Raw genomic sequence first — 21,346 nt, 5'->3', positions numbered from 1 at the left:
GATGTGCGCCGCACTCGATCTCGCGTGTACCGCCTGCGGCCGGAGCTACGACGAGTGGACGTGGCGGTGTGCGTGCGGCGCACCGCTCGACTTCGCGACCCCGGCGTACGAGCGCGAGGCGCTCTCGGGGGACGAACACGAGGCGCTCCCGGCGGAACCGCCGGCGTCGCCTTCGGACCCCGCACCGCACTCGCGGGACACCCGCGCCGGACTGTGGGCCTTCGACGACCTGCTTCCGGTCGGCCCGCACGTCACGCTCGGCGAGGGATCGACGCCGCTCGTCGACGCGCCCGACTGGGACGCCGAATTCAAGCTCGAATACGTCTTTCCGACCGGATCGTTCAAGGACCGCGGCGCGACCGTGACGCTGTCGGTCGCGGCCGAACTCGGCGTCGACCGGGTCGTCGAGGACTCCTCGGGCAACGCGGGTGCCGCGATCGCGACGTACGCGGCGCGGGCGGGGATCGACGCCGAGATCTACGTGCCCGCCTCGGTCAAACCGAGCAAGCGCCGCGCGATCGAGCGGACCGGCGCGACGGTCGTCCCGGTCGAGGGCAGCCGCGAGGACGTGACGGCCGCCTGCGTCGACGCCGTCGAATCCGAGGACGCGTGGTACGCCTCCCACGCGTGGAACCCGGCGTTCTTCGCGGGCACGGCGACGTTCGCCTACGAGGTGTGCGCCCAGCGGGACTGGACCGCCCCGGACGTCGTCGTCGCACCGCTCGGCCACGGGACGCTCTTTTTCGGCGCGTACCGCGGCTTCCGAGATCTCTACGAACTCGGCTGGATCGACGAGCTACCGCGACTCCTCGGCGCGCAGGCCGCCGGTTACGCGCCGATCGTCGCGGAACTACACGGACGGGAAGCGGCCGCCGGAGCCAACAACGTCGCCGACGGCATCCAGATCCGCGAGCCGGTCCGGAAAACGCAGATCCTAGGTGCGATCGACGCCACCGACGGCGACGCGGTCGCGCTCCCCGCCGACCGCGTCGAATGCGAACTCGACGCGCTACACCGACGGGGGTTCTACGTCGAGCCGACCTGCGCGGTCGCGACCGCGGCTCTCGACGTCTATCGGGAGCGCGGGCTCGTGGCTCCCGACGACGATGTCGTCGTGGCGCTCACCGGGAGCGGACTGAAAACGTAGCTGCGGAGCTTCGGCGGTCGGAAATCACCGTCGGCGGAGCTGTTCGTCCCAGTCGATCCACTCCTGCTCCCAGCCGGTCTTCGCGAAGTAGCCGGGCTCGCTGGCGCGCTCGGCGTCCTCGCGAACCGTTCGGTTCCGCGCTGGAGCGCTGCCCTGCTCGCCGTCGACGAGGAGCGGCTTGAACGCGACCGGACCGCAGCGCTCGATCACCGAGCCCGTCTCGTCGACGACGGCCAGCGACTGCTCGGGGCCGCCGAGCGGGAGAACCAGCCTGCCGTCGGGTGCGAGTTGCTCGACGAGCCGCCGCGGGGGTTCGATCGCGGCGGCCTCGACGAGGATCCGATCGAACGGCGCGTAGTCGGGAAGTCCGCGCGCGCCGTCGCCCGCGTCGACGAGGACGCCGCCGTAGCCCGCCGATTCGAGGTTCGATCGCGCGGCGTAGACGAGCCGGCGGTCGATGTCGACCGCGTGGACGCGCGTCTCGCCGACGAGTTCCGCGAGGATCGCCGCGGTGTAGCCCACGCCCGCCCCGACGACGAGCACGTCGCCGGGAGCGTCGGGTGTATCGGCCGACCGCACCGCGTCTTCTGCGCTCTCATCCGCGTCCCCTGTGGTCCCGACCGCCTCCGCTCCGCTATCTGCCGCGTCTCCCGGGACGTTCCGCGCGTCGACGTCGAGCGCCGTGAGCAGGCGCGCGACCATCTCGGGGGCGAGCGCGGTCGTCCCGTCGACTTCGCTCCGCCCGTCGTAGGGCGCGTCGTCGACGAAGTCCGTCCGGGAGACCGTCCGCATCGCGAGCGCGACGGCGTCGTCGACCGACAGCCGCGACTCGATGCCGTCGACCATCTCATCGCGGAGGTCTCCCGGGTCCATACGCGAGATAGAGAGCGCGGACTAATCAACTGCACGCTCCGGACCACGGCGACCGTGTCAGGGAGAGTCTCACCCGCGAATGCGAACGAATCGGACGCCGCCGTGTTCGCTCCGCTCGAAGGCCCCATCATCTCGTTTGTCGAGCACGACGAGCTCCTGACGGACGTCACCCACGGGGGCGATGATCCGTCCGCCGGGCGCAGCCTGCTCGCGGAGGGCGGGGGGAACGTCGGGCGCGGCGCAGGTGAGGTACGCCCCGTCGAACGGTGCGCGGTCGGGCCATCCCTCGCGGCCGTCGCCGACGCTGATCGAAACACGGTCGTCGTAGCCGAGGCGGGCGAGTCGACCGCGGGCGTCCGCCGCGAGGTCGGCGTCGTACTCGATCGAGTAGACGTCCCCTGACGGGACCAATTCGGCGGTCACCGCGGCGTGGTAGCCACAGCCCGCGCCGATCTCCAACACGCGGTCGTCGCGGTCGGGAGCGAGCAGTTCCGACATCACCGCGACCATATGCGGCGCGCTCACGGTCTGTCCGTTGCCGATCGAGAGCGGCCGGTCGGCGTACGCGCGGTCGCGGAGCCCCGCGGGGACGAACTCGTGTCTCGGCACGGCGTCCAGCGCGGCGGCGACGCGGTCGCTCTCGACGTGTCCGCGCTCGCGCAGTCGCTCGACGAGCGCGTGCCGCTCGTCCGCAGCGGTATCGCTCACGCCCCCGAGTTGACACGCCAGCGAGTCGAATCTTTCCCCGGACGTGTCGTCCGCGGGCAGTACTCACGGCCCGAGCGTTCGCTCGACAGCGCTAGCGAGATCGACGACGGCGAGAACGGTCCCCGCGGCCACGACGCACGCGACCGCGAGGAGGAAGCCGTAGAACCCGATCGCGTCGAACGTCCACACGGGGAAGACGAGGCCGGCGAGGGCGATCGGGGCGGCGAGCGCACCCGCGGCTACGAGGAGGGCGTGGGCGGCAGTTCGTGTCATTCCGCGATCGTATTCTCGCGAGCACGACGTAAGTGTACCGTCGACGAGTGGTTCCTCGAAAAACGAACGGGCGTCGCGGTCACCGACGGTCTCTGCTCAGTCGGGTCGACCGAACGGACGGCAAGTCACCAAGCCGACCAAGCCGACGTGGTCTTGTCCGTGCCGTAGAGTCGTTTGACGTCCTTCGCATACACCATATCGCCCTCGTGATCGAACTTGCCGTGGCGGTACTCCGGCGCGTCCTGTCGGACCTGAATCGCCTTGATCGAGAACTCCTCGTCGCCGAAGGACTCGGTCTCGCCGACGACGAACTCGTGATCGCCCGGCAGTTGAACGTCGAAGCTCCGGGTGTCCTCGCGGTCGCCGGTGCCCTCCTTCGGGTTGACGGTCACCTTCACGGTGACGTTGTCGACCGCGCGGGTCCAGATGGTGTCGATGTCCTCGATTGCCGCCTCCTCGACGCGCTGTTCGGGACCGATTTCGATCCCGGTGATCCGAACGAGCATAATCGCCTCGGGGCTGTCGACGATGAACTCCTCGCCGACGGCGATGGTCTCCGCCGGTGGCGCGTCGACGGTCGTCGAGAACGACTCGTCGTCCTGAGAGATGATGACGTCTCGTTCGACCTCGGTCTCCGATTCGATCTGTACTTTGTGCACGTGACCGCACTCGCTGCACCGGACCGTGTTGTGTCCGCTCCCCTCCTTCAGTACTTCGTGGACCATCGATTCGGCGGGCGAACAGGAGGGACATTCGACCGCGAGGCGGTCCTGAGGTGCGCTCATACGGCCTCCTATCCCGTCTGGCCGTAAAAGTCCGCCCTTCTACACGTCCGCGTGGGAGACGCTGGCTCGCATTCGAGTCGAGCGCAGTGTTGCGGCTTCGCCGTTCGCTCATCGAGGCAGTTCCACTGCCTCCCCATCCGCCCGCACGGTCGGCTCCCGAATGATACCGTCGAGGTGCAGCGGCGCGTCGGTGTCGCCGCCGATCCCCGCGTCGTCGCCGATGGCGATATGGACGGTTCCGGCAGCCTTCTCGTCTAAGAGGACCGAGCCGACCAGTTCGGTCACGCCGACGTTGGTCCCGATCCCGAGCTCCGCGAGGTTGTAGGCGTCGCGGCCGACCTCCTCGGCCGCGGTCTCGACTTGGCTTCGAATCTCGTCGTCCGAGATCTCGGTCACGTAGCCGTCCTCGACCTCGAAGCGCAGCGTCTCGCCCGCCTCGAGTAGTCCGTGTGGGCGCATCGTCCCGTCGACGACGTAGGTGCCGTTGGCGGTCACCGGCGAGACGAACACCTCTCCGGCGGGCAGATTCGAGAACCCCCCGGCCTCGTGGACGATTCCAGTGTCAGTGTTCCACTCGCGGTCGCCGGGCTCGAACGTGATGTCCGTGCCGGCGGGCGCGGTGACGCGGATCTCCTCGGCGTCTTCGACCTGTTCGAGCACGTCTCGACAGTGCTGAGCGATGGCGTCGTAGTCGGCGTCCAAGCCAGTCACGAAGACGTCTTCGGTGATTCCGGGGAGCGTCGCCCCGCGCGCGCCGGCCTCGCAGGCCTTCCCGCGGGCCCGGGTGTGACTGACGCTCTTCGTCGTCGGCGCGAGGAAGACGTCCGCGGCGGCCATCGCGGCGGCGACCGGCGCGGGCGGCTCCTCGCCGTGCTGGTCGCCCGGTGGATAGCGGAGGATCGTCGCGTCGTCCGTGACCGCGCGCGCGGCGTCGTAGAGCGCCTCGCCGATCGGCCGGCGCTCGTCGTCAGTCACGATCACGCACGACTCCGACGCGTCGAGCGCCATACACTGTCGGACCGCCGTCGTCGCGGCGGTCGCGAGTCCGTCGTTCGACATGTCTGCGTCTGCGTCGCCCGCGGTGTTAGGCGTTCGGATTAGGAAGGTGTTATCGACGAGACAGCGCCGAACGGCCCCGAAAATCAGCCACCCGCGTCGGTACTCGGATCCGGGGAAATCGCCCGCGTTACTCATCGAGGAGTTAATTTCTCGACGTTTGGCTCCGAAATAACTATGCGTCTGCTCCCCGGATTCTCGGGTGATGATACGAGTGGGTGTCAACGGCTACGGAACGATCGGTAAACGCGTCGCCGACGCCGTCGCGGCCCAGCCGGATATGGAGGTCGTGGGCGTCGCCAAGACGCAACCCAACTTCGAGGCCCACACCGCCGTCGAGCGCGGGTACCCGATGTACGCGGCGATCCCCGAGCGCGCGCCGCTGTTCGGCGACGCCGGAATCGAGACCGCTGGCGTCGTCGACGAACTCGTCGCCGACGCCGACGTGATAGTCGATTGCACGCCGTCGGGCATCGGCGCGGAGAACCGATCGCTGTACACCTCCTACAACACGCCCGCGATCTTCCAAGGCGGCGAGGGGTCGGAGGTCGCGCAGGTGAGCTTCAACGCCCGATCGAACTACGACGACGCCCGCGGCGCGGATACCGTCCGCGTCGTCTCCTGTAACACGACCGGCCTGTCGCGGATCGTCGCACCACTCGAGGAGGAGTACGGCGTCGAGAAGGTCCGCGCGACGCTCGTCCGCCGCGGCGGCGACCCGGGCCAGAACTCCCGCGGACCGATCAACGACATCCTCCCGAACCCGATCGAGATCCCCTCGCACCACGGCCCCGACGTGAAGACGATCTTCCCCGACCTCGAAATCGACACGATGGGGCTGAAGGTTCCCGCGACGCTGATGCACGTCCACGCGCTCAACGTCACACTGGGATCTGACGTGACCGCCGCGCACGTCCGCCAGCTCTTAGAGGGCGAATCGCGCGTCTACGTCATTCCGGAGGGACTCGGCCTCGACGGAGCGGGGAAGTTGAAAGACTTCGCGCTCGACGCCGGACGTCCGCGCGGCGACCTCTGGGAGAACTGCGTGTGGGGCGAGTCGATCGCCGTCGAGGGTCGCGACCTGTATCTCTTCCAAGCGATTCACCAAGAGTCCGACGTCATCCCCGAGAACGTCGACGCGATCCGCGCGATGACCGAGTCCGCCGACGCCGACGAGAGCATCGAGCGCACGAACCGGACGATCGGGATCGGTCTCGCGGGCGACCCCTCGGGGTTCAACGAATCCGATCGCGTCGGCGTCGAGACCGCCGACGACTGACTGGCGGAGCGGATCGCGAGATCGAGACCGACGTAACTTACGTACGACACTTATTATCCCGCCGGGCGTGCTCGTTCCCGTGCCCGACGACACGCATCCACCGGACGTCGAACCGTCCGATTCCGACCGCGACGACTTAGAACGACTGCTGGCGGAGTTCGACGCCTTAGCGGAGACGGTCGACTCCCCGAAAGAGCGAGAGCGCGTTCGCAGCGCCCGCCGCGCCGCGGTCGTCGCGGTCGCCGACGCGCCAGTCTTCGGCAGAGTGATCCGCGGGTTCGACCGCGCCGACCTCGCGGAGGCGTTCCTCGGCTGCGTCCTGTTCGGCATCCCGATGTTCGTCGAGGGAGGGACCAACGAGGTCGGTCAGCACCTCGCCACGCACCCGATCTCGCTCGTCGGGACGCTCGTCGGGACGGTCGGCCTCGTCGTCGGCATCCTCTACGTCGCCGACATTCAGGACGTCCGGGTCCAAGACCCGCTTTTCGGCGTCGTTCCCCGACGGCTCGTCGCCGTCCTCGGCGTCTCGTTTCTCACGGCGGCCGTCGTGATGACCGCGTGGGGGCGCGTCGGGTGGGGGGAACCGGTGCTGGCGCTCGGCGATGTCGTCGTCGCGTTCGTCCCGATGGCCATCGGCGCGGCGCTCGGGGACATCCTGCCGGGAACCTGAACGTCCGGAGAGAATCGACGGCGGCTAGGCGTCGATCTCGCGGAAGTTCACGTCTCCGGTGTCCGTGTCGAGAACCGCCACGTGGTAGGCGTCGTCGGCACCATCGAACGGGAGGCCGCCGGGGTTGACGTGAACCGTCCCGTCACGCGTCTCGATCCCGCGTTCGTGGGTGTGGCCGCGGACGACGTAGTCGTACTCGCCGCAGTCGACGAGCGCGTCGACGAGTCGCTCGCTGGTGCCGTGGTAGACGGCGACGTCGACGCCATCGTCCGGGGCGACGTCACCATTTGGCTCGTCGCCGACGTCAGTGGAGTCGGAACCTCGGAACGTCAGGTGCGCGCTCTCGCCGTGGTACGTGCCGAACGCTTCTATCGTCTCGGCCAGCGCCCACTCGCCGTCGTTGTTGCCGCGGACGGCGTGAAAGTCGAAGTCGGCGTCGAAGACCGCCGCGGTGAACGGCGCGAGGACGTCGCCGCAGTGGATCACAGCGTCGACGCCCTCGCGCTCGAAGGTGTCGACCGCTCGCTCTGCGAGACCGAGGTTGTCGTGCGTGTCCGAACAGAGTCCGACGAGCATTGTGTGGCTGGTCCTCTATTTCAGTCTCGCTTCAGCGCTTCGACGCCGGCGAGCGGCTGCCCAGTCAGCGCGCGGATGTACGCGCCGCCCGCAATGGAAACGTGATCGAAGTCGGCCTCGTCCATCCCGTACATCTCGATCGCGCGGGAGGTGTCGCCGCCGCCGACGACCGAGAAGCAGTCGGTCTCGGCGATCGCTTCTAACACCCGGACGGTCCCGACGGAGAACCGCTCGTCCTCGAAGACGCCGAGCGCGCCCTTCACGAAGACGGCCTCGGAGTTGCGGACGACATCGGCGTAGCCCTCGGCGGTGTCGGTGCCGACGTCGAGGAACGACACGTCTTTCTCCTCGATCACGTCGACGTCGATCTCGGCGCGCTCGCCGCCGTCGTCTTCGTACGCGAGATCCGTCGCGAGCGTTATCTGCTCGCCGCGCTCGTCGAGCATCTCCTCGACGACCTCGTGGTTGGCCGCCCACTGGGAGTCATAGAGGTCCGCATCGGGATCGAGGTCGAAGCCGACGGGCGCGCCTGCGGCGCGGAGGAACAACTCCCCCGCGATGCCGCCGAGCAGGAAGTCGTCGACTTTGGTCCCTAAATTGTTCATCACGTCGATGACGTCCGTCGCCTTCGTGCCGCCGACGACCATCGTCACCCGCCCGTCGAACTCCTTGCCCGCGATCGCGGTGTTGGCCTCGTACTCCGTCTGCATCACGCGCCCGGCGTACGCGGGGAGTACGAGCGGGAAGCCGACGAGCGAGGCGTGCGAGCGGTGCGCCGCCGAGTACGCGTCGTTGACGTACGCGTCGAAGTGGGGCGCGAGCGCTCGCACGAACTCGCTTTCGGCCTTCGTCTCGGGCGCTTCCTCGGGGAGTTCGTCGTCGCACATCCGCGTGTTTTCGAGGAGCAGAATCTCGCCCGCTTCGAGCGCTCGGACGGCGTCGATCGCTTTTTGTCCATACGTGTCGGCGACGAAGTCGACATCGCGGCCGACGTGTTCGGCCAAGATTTCGGCGTGTCCCGCGAGCGAGACGAAGTCGTCGCGACCGGGGCGGCCCTGATGGGCGAGGAGAACGACGCGGTGGCCCGCCTCGGCCAGTTCACGAACGGTCTCCGCGTGGCGTTCGAAGCGGCGGTTGTCCTGCGGCTCGCCGCCCTCGATCGGCGAGTTCAGATCGAGGCGGACGAGGACGCGCTGGTCGGCGGGGAGGTCGTCGAGCGTGTCGAACGTGGCGGTCGGAGTGGCTGGTGACATCGGTTGTTGGCTGGTGGATTCGAGAAGGAATTACTTAGTCGTGGTCGGATTCGATCGCTGCGTCGGACGAAGTGTCCGGTCGTTGCGGTCGGTGAGTAGCGGGTCGGTTCACCCGTGGGTCGGTTCAGTCGTGGGTGACGAAGTGTGCGACGTCGAGCATCCGGTTCGAGAAGCCGTACTCGTTGTCGTACCACGTCAGGATCTTGTAGAGCCCGCCGCCGTTGACGGCGTTCGTCGACTGCAGGTCGACCGTCGAGGAGAAGGGCAGTCCCTGAATATCGGACGAGACGACCTCGTCGTCGGTGTAGCCGAGGACGCCCGCGAGCGGGCCGGAGTCGGCGGCCGCGCGGAAGGCGTCGTTGAGTTCCTCGACGGAGGGGGCGGCGTCGAGCGAGACGACGAGTTCCGTGATCGAGCCGTTCGGGACGGGGACGCGGATCGCCATCCCGTCGAGCTTGCCTTCGAGCTGCGGGAGGATCTCAGTCGTCGCCTGCGCCGCGCCGGTCGAGGTCGGGACGATGTTCTCGGCGGCCGCGCGTCCGCGACGCTGTTTGGAGTGCGGGCTGTCGATGAGGTTCTGGCTGCCGGTGTAGGCGTGGACCGTCGTGAGCAGTCCGTGTTCGATGCCGAACTCCTCGTCGAGCACCTTCGCGACGGGACTGATGGAGTTCGTCGTACACGAGGCGTTCGAGACGACGTTCTCGCCGTCGTACTCGTCGTGGTTGACGCCGTACACGAGCTGTTTGACGGGGTCGTCGCCCTTCGGCGGCGCGGAGATGACGACCTTCTCGGCACCCGCTTCGAGGTGTGCGGAGGCGTCTTCCTTCGTGCGGAAGATACCGGTGCATTCGAGAGCGACGTCGACGTCGAGGTCGTCCCACGGGAGGTTCGTTGGGTCCTGCACGTTGAAAAGCGGGACCGACGTGTCGCCGACGGCGAGGGCGTCGCCGTCCCGAGCGACCTCATCGAGGCGGCCCATCACGGTGTCGTACTTCGCGAGATACGCCATATCCTCGAAATCCATCACGTCGTTGATGCCGACGAGTTCGACTCTCGGGTGGTCGCGCACGGCACGGAAGACGTTTCGACCGATCCGACCGAATCCGTTCAGCGCGACCCGAACGGTGTCGTCGACGTCGGCGGTGGAATCCAAATTGGATTTTTCACTCATATCTGAGTACACATTGTCCACCTACTTGAATCCCGGTGTCATCAGATTTGATTCGAAAGGACTCGAAACACGCATCGATAGAGCTCATACCGGCACAATACGCAATTGGACGGTCTCCAAAATCGAATAACAGATACGAGAGTCGTGCAGAACCAATCACTGAAACTGCAAAGACGGTCGGAAATATGTACAACCGAACATCACAACGGGCTCTCGACGCGAACGGATTCTCCAAACGTGAACAGACTCCTCAGCTCATCGATATCTTCGCGACCGCGCCGCGAGCATCAAGCGACTGCGCCGCTACCGGCACTGTCCGGCCGATTCGGCCGGGGGGAGAAGGCTTTTCTTCGGAACCTCCCTACCACCGAACGATGAGAGACGACCGCGACGACCCGTTCGACGACTTCTTCGATGGGATCGAGCGGATGATGGACGAAATGACCGGCAGCGACGCCTCCGGGTTCGCCACTGAGACCCACGTCGACGTGTACGACGAGGGCTCGGAGCTTCGACTCGTCGCCGACCTCCCGGGCGTCGCGAAAGACGCCGTCGAGTTGCAGTGCGACGGGGAGGTGCTCACGATCTCCGCGGCCGGCGATCGTCGCGAGTACGACGAGCGTATTCGCCTCCCGGCCCGCGTCGACGAGCACTCCGCGAACGCCTCCTTCAACAACGGGATCTTGCAGGTCACCTTCGAGAAGGTCGACGACTCCGCCTCGATCGATCTCGAATAGGGCGTCGCGACCGACGGGTCCGGATTCGTTTTTTCGTTACCCGACCGCCCCCGAGAGCAACGGCGAAGCGCACCCCGCGCGAGCAAGATTGACGTCGTGACTACGGACGCGGAATAGCGGTGAAAAGCATCAGGTCGCCGTTGCGGCAGGCGTCCCGTCGCGCGACTTCAGGAAACGAGGAGCTTCTCGCCCTTCTCGACGTCGATTCGGCACGGCGGCGACATCTTGTTGTAGGCGCGGCGGAGCGCGTCCTTCGCGATGTCGGCGTGTTCGGGTTGACAGTAGATGGTGAAGACGCGCTCGTTGTTCTGAACGCGCGCGGCGGTGCCGACGGGCTTGCCGAACGCCTGGCGCATTCCGTCGGAAACACGGTCCGCACCCGCACCGGTCGCCTGCTTGTTCTCGCGCAGGATCTGGTGGGGGAACTTCCGGAGCACCATCTTGTAGTGCTCCTGTCCGACCTCCTTGAGCATCACGCGGTTCGCCGAAAGCCGCGCGGATTCGAGCGAGCCGTGGCGGACCTGACACTCCTCTTCGAGGCGGAGGCTGATCTGGACCGGGTAGTCCTCGGGACCGGTCTGGAGGTTGCCCATATTGTGCTGTGCGATCTTCGAGCCGGGAATCCCCGTGACGTAGTCGCGCCGCGTGTAGGACGGCTTCGACAGTTCCCGGTACATTGAGGCGGGTTTGTCGGACATAGTTACTTGTGCGAAACAACGCCCATACGACCTAAAAGCGCTTCGAACTGTTCGCCGCGAATCGACAGCGAAGCTGGCTCGGTGGGAAGGGCCGTTCCGGTCGCAAACGGAGCGTCTGGCGACGTGGACACGATGAGATCGCAGCGTTTGCACGTCTTCGTTCACGCGATCGCACGCAGTCGTTCGATCGGATGAGCAATGGGTTGCAAACGCCACGATATATGGTCGCGGGCGTCGTCGAATCAGACGTGATACTCGTCCTCGAAAACGAGGTGGACACGGACGCCCGCTACTTCGTCCCCGAGATCCGCCGGCATCTCGAAGCCGCGGGCGCACGCGTTCGAGTCTACACGTACGCCGATTCGGGCGGTCGACCCGACGCGCTCGCGGAGGCCGAGGCCGTCGTCCTCTCCGGAAGCACTGCGGGCGTCTACGAGACAGCGTCGTATCCGTGGATGGACGAGTTGCGCGCGCTGGTCCCGGAACTCGTCGGAGAACGCGTTCCGACGCTCGGCATCTGTTTCGGGCATCAACTCGTCAACGACGCGCTGGGCGGCACCGTCGAGCACCGCGGCCTCCGGAAGGGAATCGAGACAGTCAGTTTCGACGACGACCCGCTGTTCGACGGCGTCGGTCGCCGCGTCCCGATGGTCCACGGCGACTTCGTGACGGAACTGGGAGAGAGAATGGAACGGATCGCCACCGCGGACTACTACGAGTACCTCGGGAGTCGACACCGCGACGCGCCGCTGTGGACCGTCCAGTACCACCCGGAGTTCACCGCCGCGCTCCTCCCACAGATCGAAGGCGACTTCGGTTGGCCGACGAACGACCGCGACCGCGAGTTCGACGGTGTCTCCGTCGAGCGGACGTTCGAGAATTTCGTTCGGCTGGCGACCGAATAGCGTCGCCGTCACTCGGACGTGGTCGGCTCCGACCGCGTCGGCGAATCGGTCTGTGCCGACGACCCGGTCTGCACCGGCTCGACCGGGACGAACTCCAAATCGAGCTCCTCGAGCAGCGCCGCCGCCCGGTCAGTGACCGACGGGGCGACGAGCAGGCCGCGAACGCCCTCGTCGGGGAACTCCTCGTCGACTGCCTCGACGTAGCGCCGGAGCTGACTCGCCGCCGACGGACCGACGCGACGGCGTTTCAACTCCACGACGACCGGCCGGCCCGCGTCGTCCCCGCCGAAGATGTCGACCGGACCGGCGGTCGTTTCCCGCTCCGTTGCCGTCGGTTCGAAGCCCGCTTCGACGAGCGCCGGGTCGTCGAGGATCCGCTGGCGCAGGTCCTCCTCGCTGCCGGTGAGCCGGAGATCGCTCCTGTCGCTCACCTCGTAGGCGGTGACCTGCTCGACGCGCTCGAAGCCGACATCGAGCCGTTCGTCGGGCGCGGAGCGCTCGCTGCGGATCCGGAGTCGACCGTCCCGGACGCTCGCGCGGTGGACACAACCCGGCGGCTGCCAGTTGACCGGCTTGCGGTTCTCGTCGGTGTGCACGAGGATCGTCCCGTCGGGCTTACAGACGACGAGCCTGTCTCCCGGGCCGAGTTCCGAGGACGCCCGGCCGTCGTAGTCGACGGTGCACCGACCGAACACGGTCACCAGCCGCCCGTCGCCGAATGCGGCCTCTAAGAGCCCGAGGGCGTCGCGGTGAGTCGGTCGGTGAAGCGCCGTCGCGGACATCGGATCTGCCTCCCGTTGGTGCTCGGCGGGTAAAAACCGCGCGTCGTCGCGGGCGCGTGTCGTCATCGACTCTTCTCAGGTCACGGGTCGCCATCGACTCCTCTCAGTGACGTGAGCCCCGCGCCGCTCGAATCCCTTCGCGGACGCCGACGCCCGCGACCGCGCCGAGCGCGTTGACCGCGGCGTCGACGGTGCTCGCCGTGCGGACCGGAAGCGGCGCTTGGGCTAATTCGACGCCGAGGCCGACGATGGAGGCGAGGATGACGGCAATCAGCAACCGTCGGCCCCGGTGACTCCCGCCCCCGTCGGTGCCGCCGCGTCCACCGAGTCCGTCCGCGAGGAGCCACGCGAGGACGCCGTACGCGACGACGTGCGATAACGCGAAGACGTTGATTCGGGACGCGGTGGCACCGACGATGCCGATTGATGCGCCCGGATTGGATCCGGAGGCGGTGGGCTCGGACGCGGCGTTTGCGACCCCCGAGACCGCGTCGAACACGACCGCCGGATCGACGACGGAGACGAGGACGACGAGCCCGATCCACGACGCTGCGAGGCGGCGAGCGCGTCGCGACGAGCGGTGTCGCGAGGGATGTGAGGGGCGTCGCGAGCGGCTGTTTTGCTGCGATACTGCGCCGTCGTCCATCAGCGAAACTCGCCCACCATCCCGTCGAGCATCGCCTTCCCGGACTTCAACAGCGACGGTTTGGTCAGCGTATCGATCTCCTCGCGCGTGAGCTTGAAATCGAACAGTTCGAGGTTCTCTCGCAAGTGCTCCTCGTCGGACGACTTCGGGATCACGACGACGTCGCGGTGCTGGATCGCCCACCGGAGGACGACTTGGGCGGGCGTCTTGTCGTACGCCTCGGCGAGCTGTCGGACGTCCTCGTCGTCGAGGACCGTCCCGCGAGCCAGCGGGCTGTAGGCAGTGAGGAACATCCCCTCCGACTGGCAGTACCTGAGCATCCGGCGTTGGGGCTTGTACGGGTGGAACTGGACCTGATTCGTGGCAATCGGCGTCTCCGCCGCCGCCCGCGCGCGGTCGAGAAACACCTGCGGGAAGTTGCTGACACCGACGTTGTACACCTCGCCCAGCTCGACGAGCCGATCCATCGCGCGCATCGTCTTCGAGACCGACACGAGCGGGTTGGGCCAGTGGAGCAACAGGAGGTCGACGTAGGACGTGTCGAGGCGATCGAGGCTCGCTCTGGTCGACTCGACCACGTCGTCGTAACGGGCGTTACGCGGGGACACCTTGGTCGTGAGAAACACCTCCTCGCGGTCGACGTCGGCATCGGTGATCGCACGCCCGACCTCGGCCTCGTTGCCGTACATCTGCGCCGTGTCGACGTGGCGATATCCGAGTTCCAGCGCCGTCGACACCGTCTCGTAGCACGACTCGCCGGTGAGCTGCCACGTCCCGAGCCCCACCTTCGGAACGCGCGCACCGTACGCTTCGGCGTATTCCATCTCGACGTCCACCTCGTCCATACGTGACGTTCGGTCCCCGCCACCGAGAACGTGTCGGCTCGCGCGACTATTGGAACGGGCGGCGTCGCGACTCAGGGGGGATAGAAATGAGAATAGTTCAGAGAACTGCCGCAACCGAATCGGACCCGTCTGCCCGCTCGCCCGCCAGCCTCCGTCCGCTACCGCAGTCGCGTTGACTGCTCCTGTTTACAGGCGCTCGAGGTTCGTCGCACGCGGACCCTTGTCCGCCTGCTCGATGTCGAACTCGACTTCCTGACCCTCTTCGAGGTCCGGACCACCGATGTCTTCCATGTGGAAGAAGACGTCCTCGTCTGCGTCGTCAGTGGAAATGAAGCCGTAGCCGCCCGTGTCGTTGAAGAAGTCAACCTTACCGTTTGCCATTGCGACCGTATCCAATCACCCGCGAGGTATAACTGTTGTGCGGTGCGTGGTACCACGGACTTCGGTCGGATCGGGGCCGACAGCAACCGTGTATCGAGGCAACAAATCCCCCGTCTCAACCGAACAGTCGTTCGAGGAGCGGCCGTTCGGACGGTCGCTCGGCGAGGAAAACGGAGCAGTCGACGTCGTTGACGACTTCGAGGTGAAGCGAATCCGTCAGCAACCGCGAGAGCAACCCGCGTTCGGTCGCGCCGAGGATCAACAGGCTGTGTTCCTCCGCCTCGCGCTCGATGGCGGCCTCGACATCGCCGGCTTCGACGAGGAGTTCCGCGTCGGTGAGTTCGTGGTCGAGCGCCCACGTTTCGAGGAACTGCTGGCCGGCGTCGACCTCGTCGTCGTCGTCGACGACGTGCAGCAGCGAAACGGCCGATCCGGTGGCGGCCTGCAGCATCCCGACGATTTCGGCGCTCAGATCCGAATCCGGGCCGCCGTACGTCGGCAGCAGGATTTTCGAGGCGTCGATACCGCGGTCCTTGACGATCAGGAAATCGCACGGCAGTTGGTTGGTGAGCTCCGCGAGCGGCCGTTCCGCTCGCGCGTCGCTCCACAGCCGGTTCTCCTCCCAGCCCATCACGACGAGGTCGGGTTTCGTCCGCCGTGCGGCGTTGAACACCTCCTCGAACGAGCGGTTCGTGACGACTAACGACGTCTCGAAGTCGACGTCGTAGCCGGCGGCGGTGTCACGAATCGGTTCCATCAATCGCGTGGATTCGCCGGAGATCCGCTGTCGCTGTCGGTAACTCGGATCGGCCGGGCGGTGTCCCGGCGTCTGGATCACGTGCACCGCGTGGACCGTCGCCGACTCCTTGGTACTGGCGAGTGTGCACGCCAAGTCGACGAGCCCCGACTCCGTTCGCGGGTTCGCGATGGGCACCATAATCCGGAAGTCGCCGTCCCGCGAGAGCGAGCGTTCGGAGGGGTCCAGTATCGGCACGTACGTCCGTCCGGCGAGCCGTCCGAACAGCCACTCACGGGGCGTCAGCCGGCGGTCGATCCCCTTGAACCGAGCGGACTCCAGCCGGTCCTCGCTCGTCTGGAAGTAGTTGACGAGCGTCACGAGCGCGACGCCGCCGATCGTGTTGCCGAGGAGGACCGGCAGGACGAACCCGGTCATTCCGGCGGTGAACGCCAATTCTCCGTGCAGTACGAGGAACCAAGCCTCCGAGAAGGCGACGACCGAGTGGAACAGGCCGCCGACCGGAATCGAGAGGAAGGCCAAGTAGGTAACGACGATCCGCGAGATTGTGTCGCGGGAGCTGAATCCGACCCAGACCACGCCGGCGACGATGAGCCCCGCGAAGACGGCCTTGGAGAACAGCGCCCACCAGCCGACCTCGAACGCCCCGTGGCGGGCGAGCGCGAGGGCCTCGTCGGCCGCGGCGGGGTCGAACACGCCGCCCCATACTAGGACGACGGTCCCGATCGCACCGCCGAGGAAGTTGCCGAACAGGACGATCGTCCAGTGGCGCAACAGCGCCGGGAGACTCGCGATTCGCTCCAACGTCAGCGCGACCGGCGGGAGCGTGTTCTCGGTGTAGAGCTGATACCCGCCGATGATGATGTAGATGAAGCCGAGGGGGTAGAGGATCGCCCCCACGATCTTGTGGTCGGTGGTCGCCGAGAGCGACGCATATAGAAGAAAGGTGATACTGATCGCGAAGCCCGCGGCGACGGCGCTGAAGAACAGTTCCCGACCGGTCGAGGTGACCTCCTCGTCGGCCGCGGCGACGATCCGCTGGAACACCTCGTCGGCCGAAAAGCGGTCGCGGACGGCCTCGCCGACGGCGGGTGCGCCCATCCGAGAGCGTTCGACCGCCTCGCGGACGGATTCATCCAGCTCCGAGCGATCGGGGAACTCATCGAGCTCCGAACGGTCGCGTGGACTCGCTTGCTCTTCGTCGGTGGACTCGTCCATTGGGTGACGCCACTGACCGGGATAACTTTACTGTAGTGTTTACATACAGACCGGACGGGGTCGTTCGACTCCGAACGGTCGTCCGTAACCCGGTTCGAGTACTGGGGAATCAAGCGCAAGTAGCGGGGAGAATCACGGAGGCGACACGCGCGTCACGCCGGGTGAACGTACACTATTTATCCATACTGTAACGGTGTGTTTTCATAATCCGCGTGTTAATAGTATATCCAAATATTGTTCCGCGGTATTGTTTGTTTATTCGGCACAAATATGCACACAAATGACCCAATATAAACAGCCGTAGGTTGACGGCACAATGATCATACCCTATTCTGTGAGAATCAGTGACGTACCATAGATGCAGCGTCACACGGCGGCTTCGACGTCGACCCGCTGGATACACCTATGGATAAAACCACTATGCCACTAGACCGTTCACTCAGTCGTCGAGAGTACATGAAAGCTGCCTCCGCCACGGCCGGACTAGCCGCACTCACGGGTTGTCTCGGCGGTGGCGGTGGCGGCGGCGAATCGACTTGGCGGACCCAAGAACTCGCCGCCGTTCCCGCCGAGGAGTACGACAGCCTGTACGAACCGAGCGATGAGGACGAGACTGGCGAGACGATCAACCACCTGACGTGGACCGGCTACGACGCCTCGAACGTGCAGGGTCCGTTCCGCGACCAGTTCGACTGCGACACCCAACTGGACTTGTTCACCTCGAACCCGAAGGCGTTCAACCGCCTCGAGTCCGGCGAGTGGGAGCAGTTCCACCAAGCCACATTCGATATGGCTTGGCTTCCCGACCTCGCGGAGGCCGAGTTGATCCGGCCGCTGAACTACGAGGAGTGGGAGCCCTACACGTTCGATAAGTACATCGATATGTTCACGAAAGAGGAGGGGTACAAGTTCGCGTTCCTCAACGAGGACGACTACTCCTTCGACGTCGACGGGACGATGTACGGCGTCCCGCAGCGGTTCGGTTGGGCGTCGTTCGTCGTGAACAAAGACACCGTCTCGGAGTCCGACTACAGCAGCTACGACGCCGCGTGGAGCGAGGACTACGACGTCGGCGTCTACGACCTGATGTTCTGGGCGATGCAGATCATTATGCTCCGGGAGGGAATCGATCCGTACAAAGAGCACACCGACGAGGAGGTCGAACAGGTCCGACAGGCGACGTTCGACCTCTTCGACAACGCGAAGACGCTGCTTCCGGACTTCGCATCGATGAACCAGGCGCTGAAATCGGGCGAGATCGACATCGGGTTTATCTCCGGTAACTGGATCAACGGAACCCTCCGACGCGGCGGCGACCTCAACTTCGAGGCGCACGTCCCCGAGGAGGGAGCCATCATCTGGGTGGAGACGACGTGTCTGGTGAAGGGTGACCAGCCCACCGTTTCCGACAACTACCTCGCGTACATGCAGCAGGAGGAGACGGCGAAGAACCTGATGTGGCCGAGCTCCGGCGGCACCAACGTCGTCCCGCACCGGGCGGCCATCGACGCGGTCGACGAAGAGCAGAGCGAGGTCCTCCGAGTCGACGATATTCCGGACATCGTCGACAAATCCGTGTTCTACACCGGCGTCCCGGACCTCGATAAGTTCGAGCCGATCTGGCGGGAAGCGAAAGCGCGAATATAAGACGCGGAAGCGACGTTATGTTCCATCTTTCACTATGCTAAAAGCAACAAATCTCAGAGCGGAATACGGGTCGCTCGTCGCCGTCAACGACGTCGATCTCGAGATCGAAACCGGCGAGTTCGCGACGATCGTCGGGCCGAGCGGCTGCGGCAAGACCACGCTCCTCAGGATGCTCGCGGGCCACCAAGATCCGACGTCTGGGTCCGTCGAATTGAACGGGGAAGACATCACGAACACGGAACCCCAAAACCGGCCGACGAGTCTGGTGTTTCAGTCGTGGGCGCTGTTTCCCCACATGACGGTTCGGGAGAACATCGAGTTCCCGATGCGGAACAACGGGATCGAGGTCGGAGACCGGGTGGAAGAACTCCTCGAACAGGTCCGTCTCGACCCGGACGTCCACGCGGACAAGCAAGCGACCGAACTCTCCGGCGGGCAGAAACAGCGTGTCGCGCTCGCGCGGTCGCTCGCGTACGACCCGGACATTCTGCTGCTCGACGAACCCCTCGCGTCGTTGGACTACGTGCTCAGAAAGCGGCTCCAGCGGGAGCTGGCCGATCTCAACGAGGAGTTGGGAATGACGTTCATCTACGTCACCCACTCGCTCGAATCCGCGCTTCTAATGAGCGATAAGCTGTTCGTCCTACAGGACGGCGACATCATCCAGACCGGGTCGCCAGAGGAGATCTACCGTCGACCGAGCACGAAGTTCATTGCCGAGTTTATGGGCGACGCGAACGTCTTCGCGCTCGACGACGCCGTCGAGAAGGGCGACGGGTACGAGGTCAGGTCCTCGCGGTTCGCGCAGACGACGACCGTCCGCTCTCATCACGACACGGAACCCGCGTATCTCGTGGTCAGATACGACGACTCTGCGATCGGCTCCGAACTGACCGCGGACCTCGGGCTGGAAGTCGTCGTCGAGAACATCCTCGTGCGCGGGAACACCGTCTTAGTCGAGTGCGGAGCGCCCGAATTCGACGGCGAATACGTCGCGGAGATCCCGGTCGACGAGTTCAGGGAAACGGCGGTCGAAAAGGGCGACACGGCGTACCTGCAGTGGGACGCCTCGAAATCGATCTTGGTGCCGGAGTGATCCCGATGTCGACGATGGATTCACTCCGAACGCGGGTCGACGCCGTGACCGAGACCGACCATCCGATCGGGCGGCTCATCACGCCCCCGGGAATCCTGATGATCCCGATGAGCGTGTTGCTTCTGTGTATGTTCATCGGGCCGATGTTGGCGATCGTCGTGTTCTCGTTTCAGACGGGCAACAGCATCGCGTTGAACCCCCTCGAGTGGTCGGTCGCGACCTACGAGGAGGTCGTCGGCGGGATGGTGTCGGGCGAGGGCGTCTACGGCGACGTCCTCGTGAACACCGTCGCGGTGAGCATCACGACGACCGCGCTCACGCTTTTCGTCTCGTACCCGGCGGCGTACGCGCTCGCACACAAGATCACCCGTTACAAACTGGTCTTCCTGATGATCCTCATCATCCCGCTCTTTACGAGCGTGAACATCCGGGTGTTCGGCTGGGCGCTCTTTCTCGTTCAGAACGGCGTCCTCGAGAGCATCGTCAACCTGTTCGGCGTGCGCGAGTACGCCTCGTTGATGTACATGCGCTCGACGATCATCTTGGGGACGACGTACATCTACCTGCCGTTTATGCTGTTTCCGATCTACCTGTCGATGCTCAGTATCGAGGAAACCACCCTCGAAGCCGCCAAGGACCTCGGTGCGAGCCGACTGACGCTCTTCAGGAAGATCCTGCTGCCGTTGAGCAAGCCCGGAATCATCATCGGCTCGCTGTTCGTCTTCGTGCTGAGTCTGGGGGCGAACGTCGAAGCGGAGATCCTCGGCGGCGGCTCGATCTTCACGATGGCGAGCAACATCCAGTACTCCTTCGGCTACTCACAGAACTGGCCGCTGGGGTCGACGCAGGCGGTCGCCTTGCTCCTCATCACTCTCGTCGCGGGTATCGTCATCCTCCGAACGATCGATCTGCAGGAAATCGCCTCGCGGGGTGAGTGAGTATGAGCACGAACACCGCCACCCGACTCGGCGATCGACTCGGGGCCGGCGTCTGGTACGTCTACGTCGCCCTCGTCGCGCTGTTCTTGATGACGCCGCTCGTGAGCCTCGTCATCGCGTCGTTCTACGACGGTCGGTTCTTCTCGATCGTCGACTACGAGTTCACGCTCGGCTGGTACGAGGCGGCCGTCACCTCGGGGAGCATCCGCAGCGCGCTGATGAACACGCTGTACATCTCCATTCCGGTGACGATCCTGAGCACCGTCATCGGAACGGCCGCGGCAATCGCGTACACGCGCTATGACTTCCCGTACCGCGAGCAGTTCAAGCTGTTCGCGCTGCTGCCGATCTTTTTCCCGCTCATCCTCTTGGGGCTGGGAATGTCGATGTGGTCGAGTCAGATCAACCTCGGCTACGGGATCGTCCCGTCGATCATCGGCGAACTCGTCTGGATCTCCCCGATCGTGATGTTCGTCGTTTCGATCACCGCGCTCGGAATCGATCCGAACATCGAGGAGGCCGCAAAAGACCTCGGTGCCGACACGGTCACCCTGTACCGAAAGGTCTTGCTGCCGCTGATCTCCGACGGCATCGTCTCCGGCGCGATCTTCGCGTTCGTGCTCTCGTGGAACAACTACTACATCGTCTCGTATCTCTCCGGTCCGCAGAGCACGATCACGACGTGGATTCACGGACGGATGACGCAGGGATTCACTCCCGTCGTTCCAGCGGTCGCATCGCTCATCTTCTACGTCTCGATCCTCTTGGTCGTCGGCGCGGCCGTGCTCGAATATCGAGCGGTCGACGACGAGTAGCGGAGGGGCGAAACACGATTCGGATAATCGGAAACATTCCGGAAAACGAGGGAAGATCCGACCGATTTTCCGAAATCGCACAGTACCCGA

The 21,346-nt window shown here is 65.4% G+C and carries 23 protein-coding genes; 9 read left to right on the top strand and 14 right to left on the bottom strand.

All coding sequences use genetic code 11. The features are described 5' to 3' along the window. Window position 1: 1 nt before the first annotated feature. Complete coding sequence (locus U5919_RS02185; protein ID WP_336021875.1) at window positions 2-1,147, top strand: pyridoxal-phosphate dependent enzyme; 1,146 nt, start codon at window positions 2-4, stop codon at window positions 1,145-1,147. Window positions 1,148-1,171: 24 nt separating this feature from the next. Here the strand turns inward: U5919_RS02185 and U5919_RS02180 are convergent, their stop codons facing one another. From U5919_RS02180 to U5919_RS02160, 5 genes are all read right to left on the bottom strand, one after another. After that, window positions 1,172-2,020, bottom strand: a complete 849-nt coding sequence (locus U5919_RS02180) for a protein-L-isoaspartate O-methyltransferase family protein (protein ID WP_336021874.1) — start codon at window positions 2,018-2,020, stop codon at window positions 1,172-1,174. A gap of 69 nt (window positions 2,021-2,089) precedes the next feature. Continuing rightward, on the bottom strand, window positions 2,090-2,728 hold the full coding sequence (locus U5919_RS02175; RefSeq protein WP_336021873.1) for a protein-L-isoaspartate(D-aspartate) O-methyltransferase: 639 nt from the start codon (window positions 2,726-2,728) through the stop codon (window positions 2,090-2,092). A 63-nt stretch (window positions 2,729-2,791) separates the two neighbouring features. Continuing rightward, on the bottom strand, window positions 2,792-3,001 hold the full coding sequence (locus U5919_RS02170; protein ID WP_336021872.1) for a hypothetical protein: 210 nt from the start codon (window positions 2,999-3,001) through the stop codon (window positions 2,792-2,794). A 125-nt stretch (window positions 3,002-3,126) separates the two neighbouring features. Beyond that, entirely contained in the window at window positions 3,127-3,786 is a 660-nt protein-coding gene (locus U5919_RS02165) for an HVO_0476 family zinc finger protein (RefSeq protein WP_336021871.1), read from the bottom strand. 108 nt (window positions 3,787-3,894) lie between these two features. After that, entirely contained in the window at window positions 3,895-4,845 is a 951-nt protein-coding gene (locus U5919_RS02160) for an aminopeptidase (protein ID WP_336021870.1), read from the bottom strand. Window positions 4,846-5,047: 202 nt separating this feature from the next. On the opposite strand from U5919_RS02160, the gene U5919_RS02155 reads away from it, so the two are divergent. Both U5919_RS02155 and U5919_RS02150 read left to right on the top strand, forming a co-directional pair. Then, window positions 5,048-6,121: a type II glyceraldehyde-3-phosphate dehydrogenase gene (locus tag U5919_RS02155; RefSeq protein WP_336021869.1), complete on the top strand. Its 1,074-nt coding sequence runs from the start codon at window positions 5,048-5,050 to the stop codon at window positions 6,119-6,121. 79 nt (window positions 6,122-6,200) lie between these two features. Beyond that, window positions 6,201-6,791 (top strand): DUF2391 family protein, encoded by a 591-nt coding sequence (locus tag U5919_RS02150; RefSeq protein ID WP_336021868.1) that lies wholly within the window; start codon window positions 6,201-6,203, stop codon window positions 6,789-6,791. Between the two features lie 24 nt (window positions 6,792-6,815). Here the strand turns inward: U5919_RS02150 and U5919_RS02145 are convergent, their stop codons facing one another. From U5919_RS02145 to gap, 3 genes are all read right to left on the bottom strand, one after another. Continuing rightward, complete coding sequence (locus tag U5919_RS02145; RefSeq protein WP_336021867.1) at window positions 6,816-7,367, bottom strand: metallophosphoesterase family protein; 552 nt, start codon at window positions 7,365-7,367, stop codon at window positions 6,816-6,818. A gap of 20 nt (window positions 7,368-7,387) precedes the next feature. Next, window positions 7,388-8,620: a phosphoglycerate kinase gene (locus U5919_RS02140; protein ID WP_336021866.1), complete on the bottom strand. Its 1,233-nt coding sequence runs from the start codon at window positions 8,618-8,620 to the stop codon at window positions 7,388-7,390. A gap of 124 nt (window positions 8,621-8,744) precedes the next feature. After that, window positions 8,745-9,791 (bottom strand): type I glyceraldehyde-3-phosphate dehydrogenase, encoded by a 1,047-nt coding sequence (gap, locus tag U5919_RS02135; protein WP_336021865.1) that lies wholly within the window; start codon window positions 9,789-9,791, stop codon window positions 8,745-8,747. Window positions 9,792-10,165: 374 nt separating this feature from the next. Between gap and U5919_RS02130 the strand changes: the two genes are divergently transcribed. Further along, window positions 10,166-10,528, top strand: a complete 363-nt coding sequence (locus tag U5919_RS02130; protein ID WP_336021864.1) for an Hsp20/alpha crystallin family protein — start codon at window positions 10,166-10,168, stop codon at window positions 10,526-10,528. A 167-nt stretch (window positions 10,529-10,695) separates the two neighbouring features. Here U5919_RS02130 and U5919_RS02125 read toward each other — a convergent pair whose 3' ends face one another. Beyond that, complete coding sequence (locus U5919_RS02125) at window positions 10,696-11,226, bottom strand: 50S ribosomal protein L16 (RefSeq protein WP_336021863.1); 531 nt, start codon at window positions 11,224-11,226, stop codon at window positions 10,696-10,698. 221 nt (window positions 11,227-11,447) lie between these two features. On the opposite strand from U5919_RS02125, the gene U5919_RS02120 reads away from it, so the two are divergent. Then, window positions 11,448-12,131, top strand: coding sequence for a type 1 glutamine amidotransferase (locus U5919_RS02120; RefSeq protein WP_425604188.1), 684 nt, complete (start codon window positions 11,448-11,450; stop codon window positions 12,129-12,131). 8 nt (window positions 12,132-12,139) lie between these two features. On the opposite strand, the gene nucS is transcribed toward U5919_RS02120, so the two are convergent. The 5 genes from nucS to U5919_RS02095 all read right to left on the bottom strand — a co-directional run bounded on the left by nucS (window position 12,140) and on the right by U5919_RS02095 (window position 16,760). Continuing rightward, entirely contained in the window at window positions 12,140-12,913 is a 774-nt protein-coding gene (gene nucS / locus U5919_RS02115; protein ID WP_336023849.1) for an endonuclease NucS, read from the bottom strand. A 103-nt stretch (window positions 12,914-13,016) separates the two neighbouring features. Further along, window positions 13,017-13,559, bottom strand: coding sequence for a VanZ family protein (locus tag U5919_RS02110; RefSeq protein WP_336021862.1), 543 nt, complete (start codon window positions 13,557-13,559; stop codon window positions 13,017-13,019). Then, window positions 13,559-14,383, bottom strand: a complete 825-nt coding sequence (locus U5919_RS02105) for an aldo/keto reductase (protein ID WP_425604206.1) — start codon at window positions 14,381-14,383, stop codon at window positions 13,559-13,561. The genes U5919_RS02110 and U5919_RS02105 overlap by 1 nt, the downstream gene beginning before the upstream one ends. 207 nt (window positions 14,384-14,590) lie before the next feature. Further along, window positions 14,591-14,785 (bottom strand): cold-shock protein, encoded by a 195-nt coding sequence (locus U5919_RS02100; protein WP_049986547.1) that lies wholly within the window; start codon window positions 14,783-14,785, stop codon window positions 14,591-14,593. Between the two features lie 115 nt (window positions 14,786-14,900). After that, window positions 14,901-16,760, bottom strand: a complete 1,860-nt coding sequence (locus U5919_RS02095; protein ID WP_345786324.1) for a formate/nitrite transporter family protein — start codon at window positions 16,758-16,760, stop codon at window positions 14,901-14,903. A 456-nt stretch (window positions 16,761-17,216) separates the two neighbouring features. On the opposite strand from U5919_RS02095, the gene U5919_RS02090 reads away from it, so the two are divergent. Genes U5919_RS02090 through U5919_RS02075 form a run of 4 tightly spaced genes read left to right on the top strand, consistent with a single transcriptional unit; the run spans window position 17,217 to window position 21,256 of the window. Continuing rightward, the gene (locus U5919_RS02090) at window positions 17,217-18,407 is read left to right on the top strand and encodes an ABC transporter substrate-binding protein (protein ID WP_336021860.1); all 1,191 of its coding nucleotides are present in this window, start codon (window positions 17,217-17,219) and stop codon (window positions 18,405-18,407) included. A gap of 34 nt (window positions 18,408-18,441) precedes the next feature. Next, the gene (locus U5919_RS02085) at window positions 18,442-19,503 is read left to right on the top strand and encodes an ABC transporter ATP-binding protein (RefSeq protein ID WP_336021859.1); all 1,062 of its coding nucleotides are present in this window, start codon (window positions 18,442-18,444) and stop codon (window positions 19,501-19,503) included. Between the two features lie 5 nt (window positions 19,504-19,508). Beyond that, the gene (locus U5919_RS02080; protein WP_336021858.1) at window positions 19,509-20,441 is read left to right on the top strand and encodes an ABC transporter permease; all 933 of its coding nucleotides are present in this window, start codon (window positions 19,509-19,511) and stop codon (window positions 20,439-20,441) included. A gap of 2 nt (window positions 20,442-20,443) precedes the next feature. After that, window positions 20,444-21,256: an ABC transporter permease gene (locus U5919_RS02075; RefSeq protein WP_336021857.1), complete on the top strand. Its 813-nt coding sequence runs from the start codon at window positions 20,444-20,446 to the stop codon at window positions 21,254-21,256. Window positions 21,257-21,346 lie beyond the last annotated feature (90 nt).

Source organism: Halobellus sp. LT62 (assembly GCF_037031285.1).
Taxonomy (GTDB): domain Archaea; phylum Halobacteriota; class Halobacteria; order Halobacteriales; family Haloferacaceae; genus Haloquadratum; species Haloquadratum salinisoli.
This window is presented reverse-complemented; position numbering and strand designations above follow the sequence as displayed.

Excerpts from the sequence above, each read along its gene's own strand:
- U5919_RS02185 (WP_336021875.1), top strand. The coding sequence starts at position 2 with ATGTGCGCCGCACTCGATCTCGCGTGTACCGCCTGCGGCCGGAGCTAC.
- U5919_RS02180 (WP_336021874.1), bottom strand. The coding sequence starts at position 2,020 with ATGGACCCGGGAGACCTCCGCGATGAGATGGTCGACGGCATCGAGTCG.
- U5919_RS02170 (WP_336021872.1), bottom strand. The coding sequence starts at position 3,001 with ATGACACGAACTGCCGCCCACGCCCTCCTCGTAGCCGCGGGTGCGCTC.
- U5919_RS02165 (WP_336021871.1), bottom strand. The coding sequence starts at position 3,786 with ATGAGCGCACCTCAGGACCGCCTCGCGGTCGAATGTCCCTCCTGTTCG.
- U5919_RS02160 (WP_336021870.1), bottom strand. The coding sequence starts at position 4,845 with ATGTCGAACGACGGACTCGCGACCGCCGCGACGACGGCGGTCCGACAG.
- U5919_RS02155 (WP_336021869.1), top strand. The coding sequence starts at position 5,048 with ATGATACGAGTGGGTGTCAACGGCTACGGAACGATCGGTAAACGCGTC.
- U5919_RS02145 (WP_336021867.1), bottom strand. The coding sequence starts at position 7,367 with ATGCTCGTCGGACTCTGTTCGGACACGCACGACAACCTCGGTCTCGCA.
- U5919_RS02140 (WP_336021866.1), bottom strand. The coding sequence starts at position 8,620 with ATGTCACCAGCCACTCCGACCGCCACGTTCGACACGCTCGACGACCTC.
- gap (WP_336021865.1), bottom strand. The coding sequence starts at position 9,791 with ATGAGTGAAAAATCCAATTTGGATTCCACCGCCGACGTCGACGACACC.
- U5919_RS02130 (WP_336021864.1), top strand. The coding sequence starts at position 10,166 with ATGAGAGACGACCGCGACGACCCGTTCGACGACTTCTTCGATGGGATC.
- U5919_RS02125 (WP_336021863.1), bottom strand. The coding sequence starts at position 11,226 with ATGTCCGACAAACCCGCCTCAATGTACCGGGAACTGTCGAAGCCGTCC.
- U5919_RS02120 (WP_425604188.1), top strand. The coding sequence starts at position 11,448 with ATGGTCGCGGGCGTCGTCGAATCAGACGTGATACTCGTCCTCGAAAAC.
- nucS (WP_336023849.1), bottom strand. The coding sequence starts at position 12,913 with ATGTCCGCGACGGCGCTTCACCGACCGACTCACCGCGACGCCCTCGGG.
- U5919_RS02110 (WP_336021862.1), bottom strand. The coding sequence starts at position 13,559 with ATGGACGACGGCGCAGTATCGCAGCAAAACAGCCGCTCGCGACGCCCC.
- U5919_RS02105 (WP_425604206.1), bottom strand. The coding sequence starts at position 14,383 with ATGGAATACGCCGAAGCGTACGGTGCGCGCGTTCCGAAGGTGGGGCTC.
- U5919_RS02100 (WP_049986547.1), bottom strand. The coding sequence starts at position 14,785 with ATGGCAAACGGTAAGGTTGACTTCTTCAACGACACGGGCGGCTACGGC.
- U5919_RS02095 (WP_345786324.1), bottom strand. The coding sequence starts at position 16,760 with ATGGACGAGTCCACCGACGAAGAGCAAGCGAGTCCACGCGACCGTTCG.
- U5919_RS02090 (WP_336021860.1), top strand. The coding sequence starts at position 17,217 with ATGAAAGCTGCCTCCGCCACGGCCGGACTAGCCGCACTCACGGGTTGT.
- U5919_RS02085 (WP_336021859.1), top strand. The coding sequence starts at position 18,442 with ATGCTAAAAGCAACAAATCTCAGAGCGGAATACGGGTCGCTCGTCGCC.
- U5919_RS02080 (WP_336021858.1), top strand. The coding sequence starts at position 19,509 with ATGTCGACGATGGATTCACTCCGAACGCGGGTCGACGCCGTGACCGAG.
- U5919_RS02075 (WP_336021857.1), top strand. The coding sequence starts at position 20,444 with ATGAGCACGAACACCGCCACCCGACTCGGCGATCGACTCGGGGCCGGC.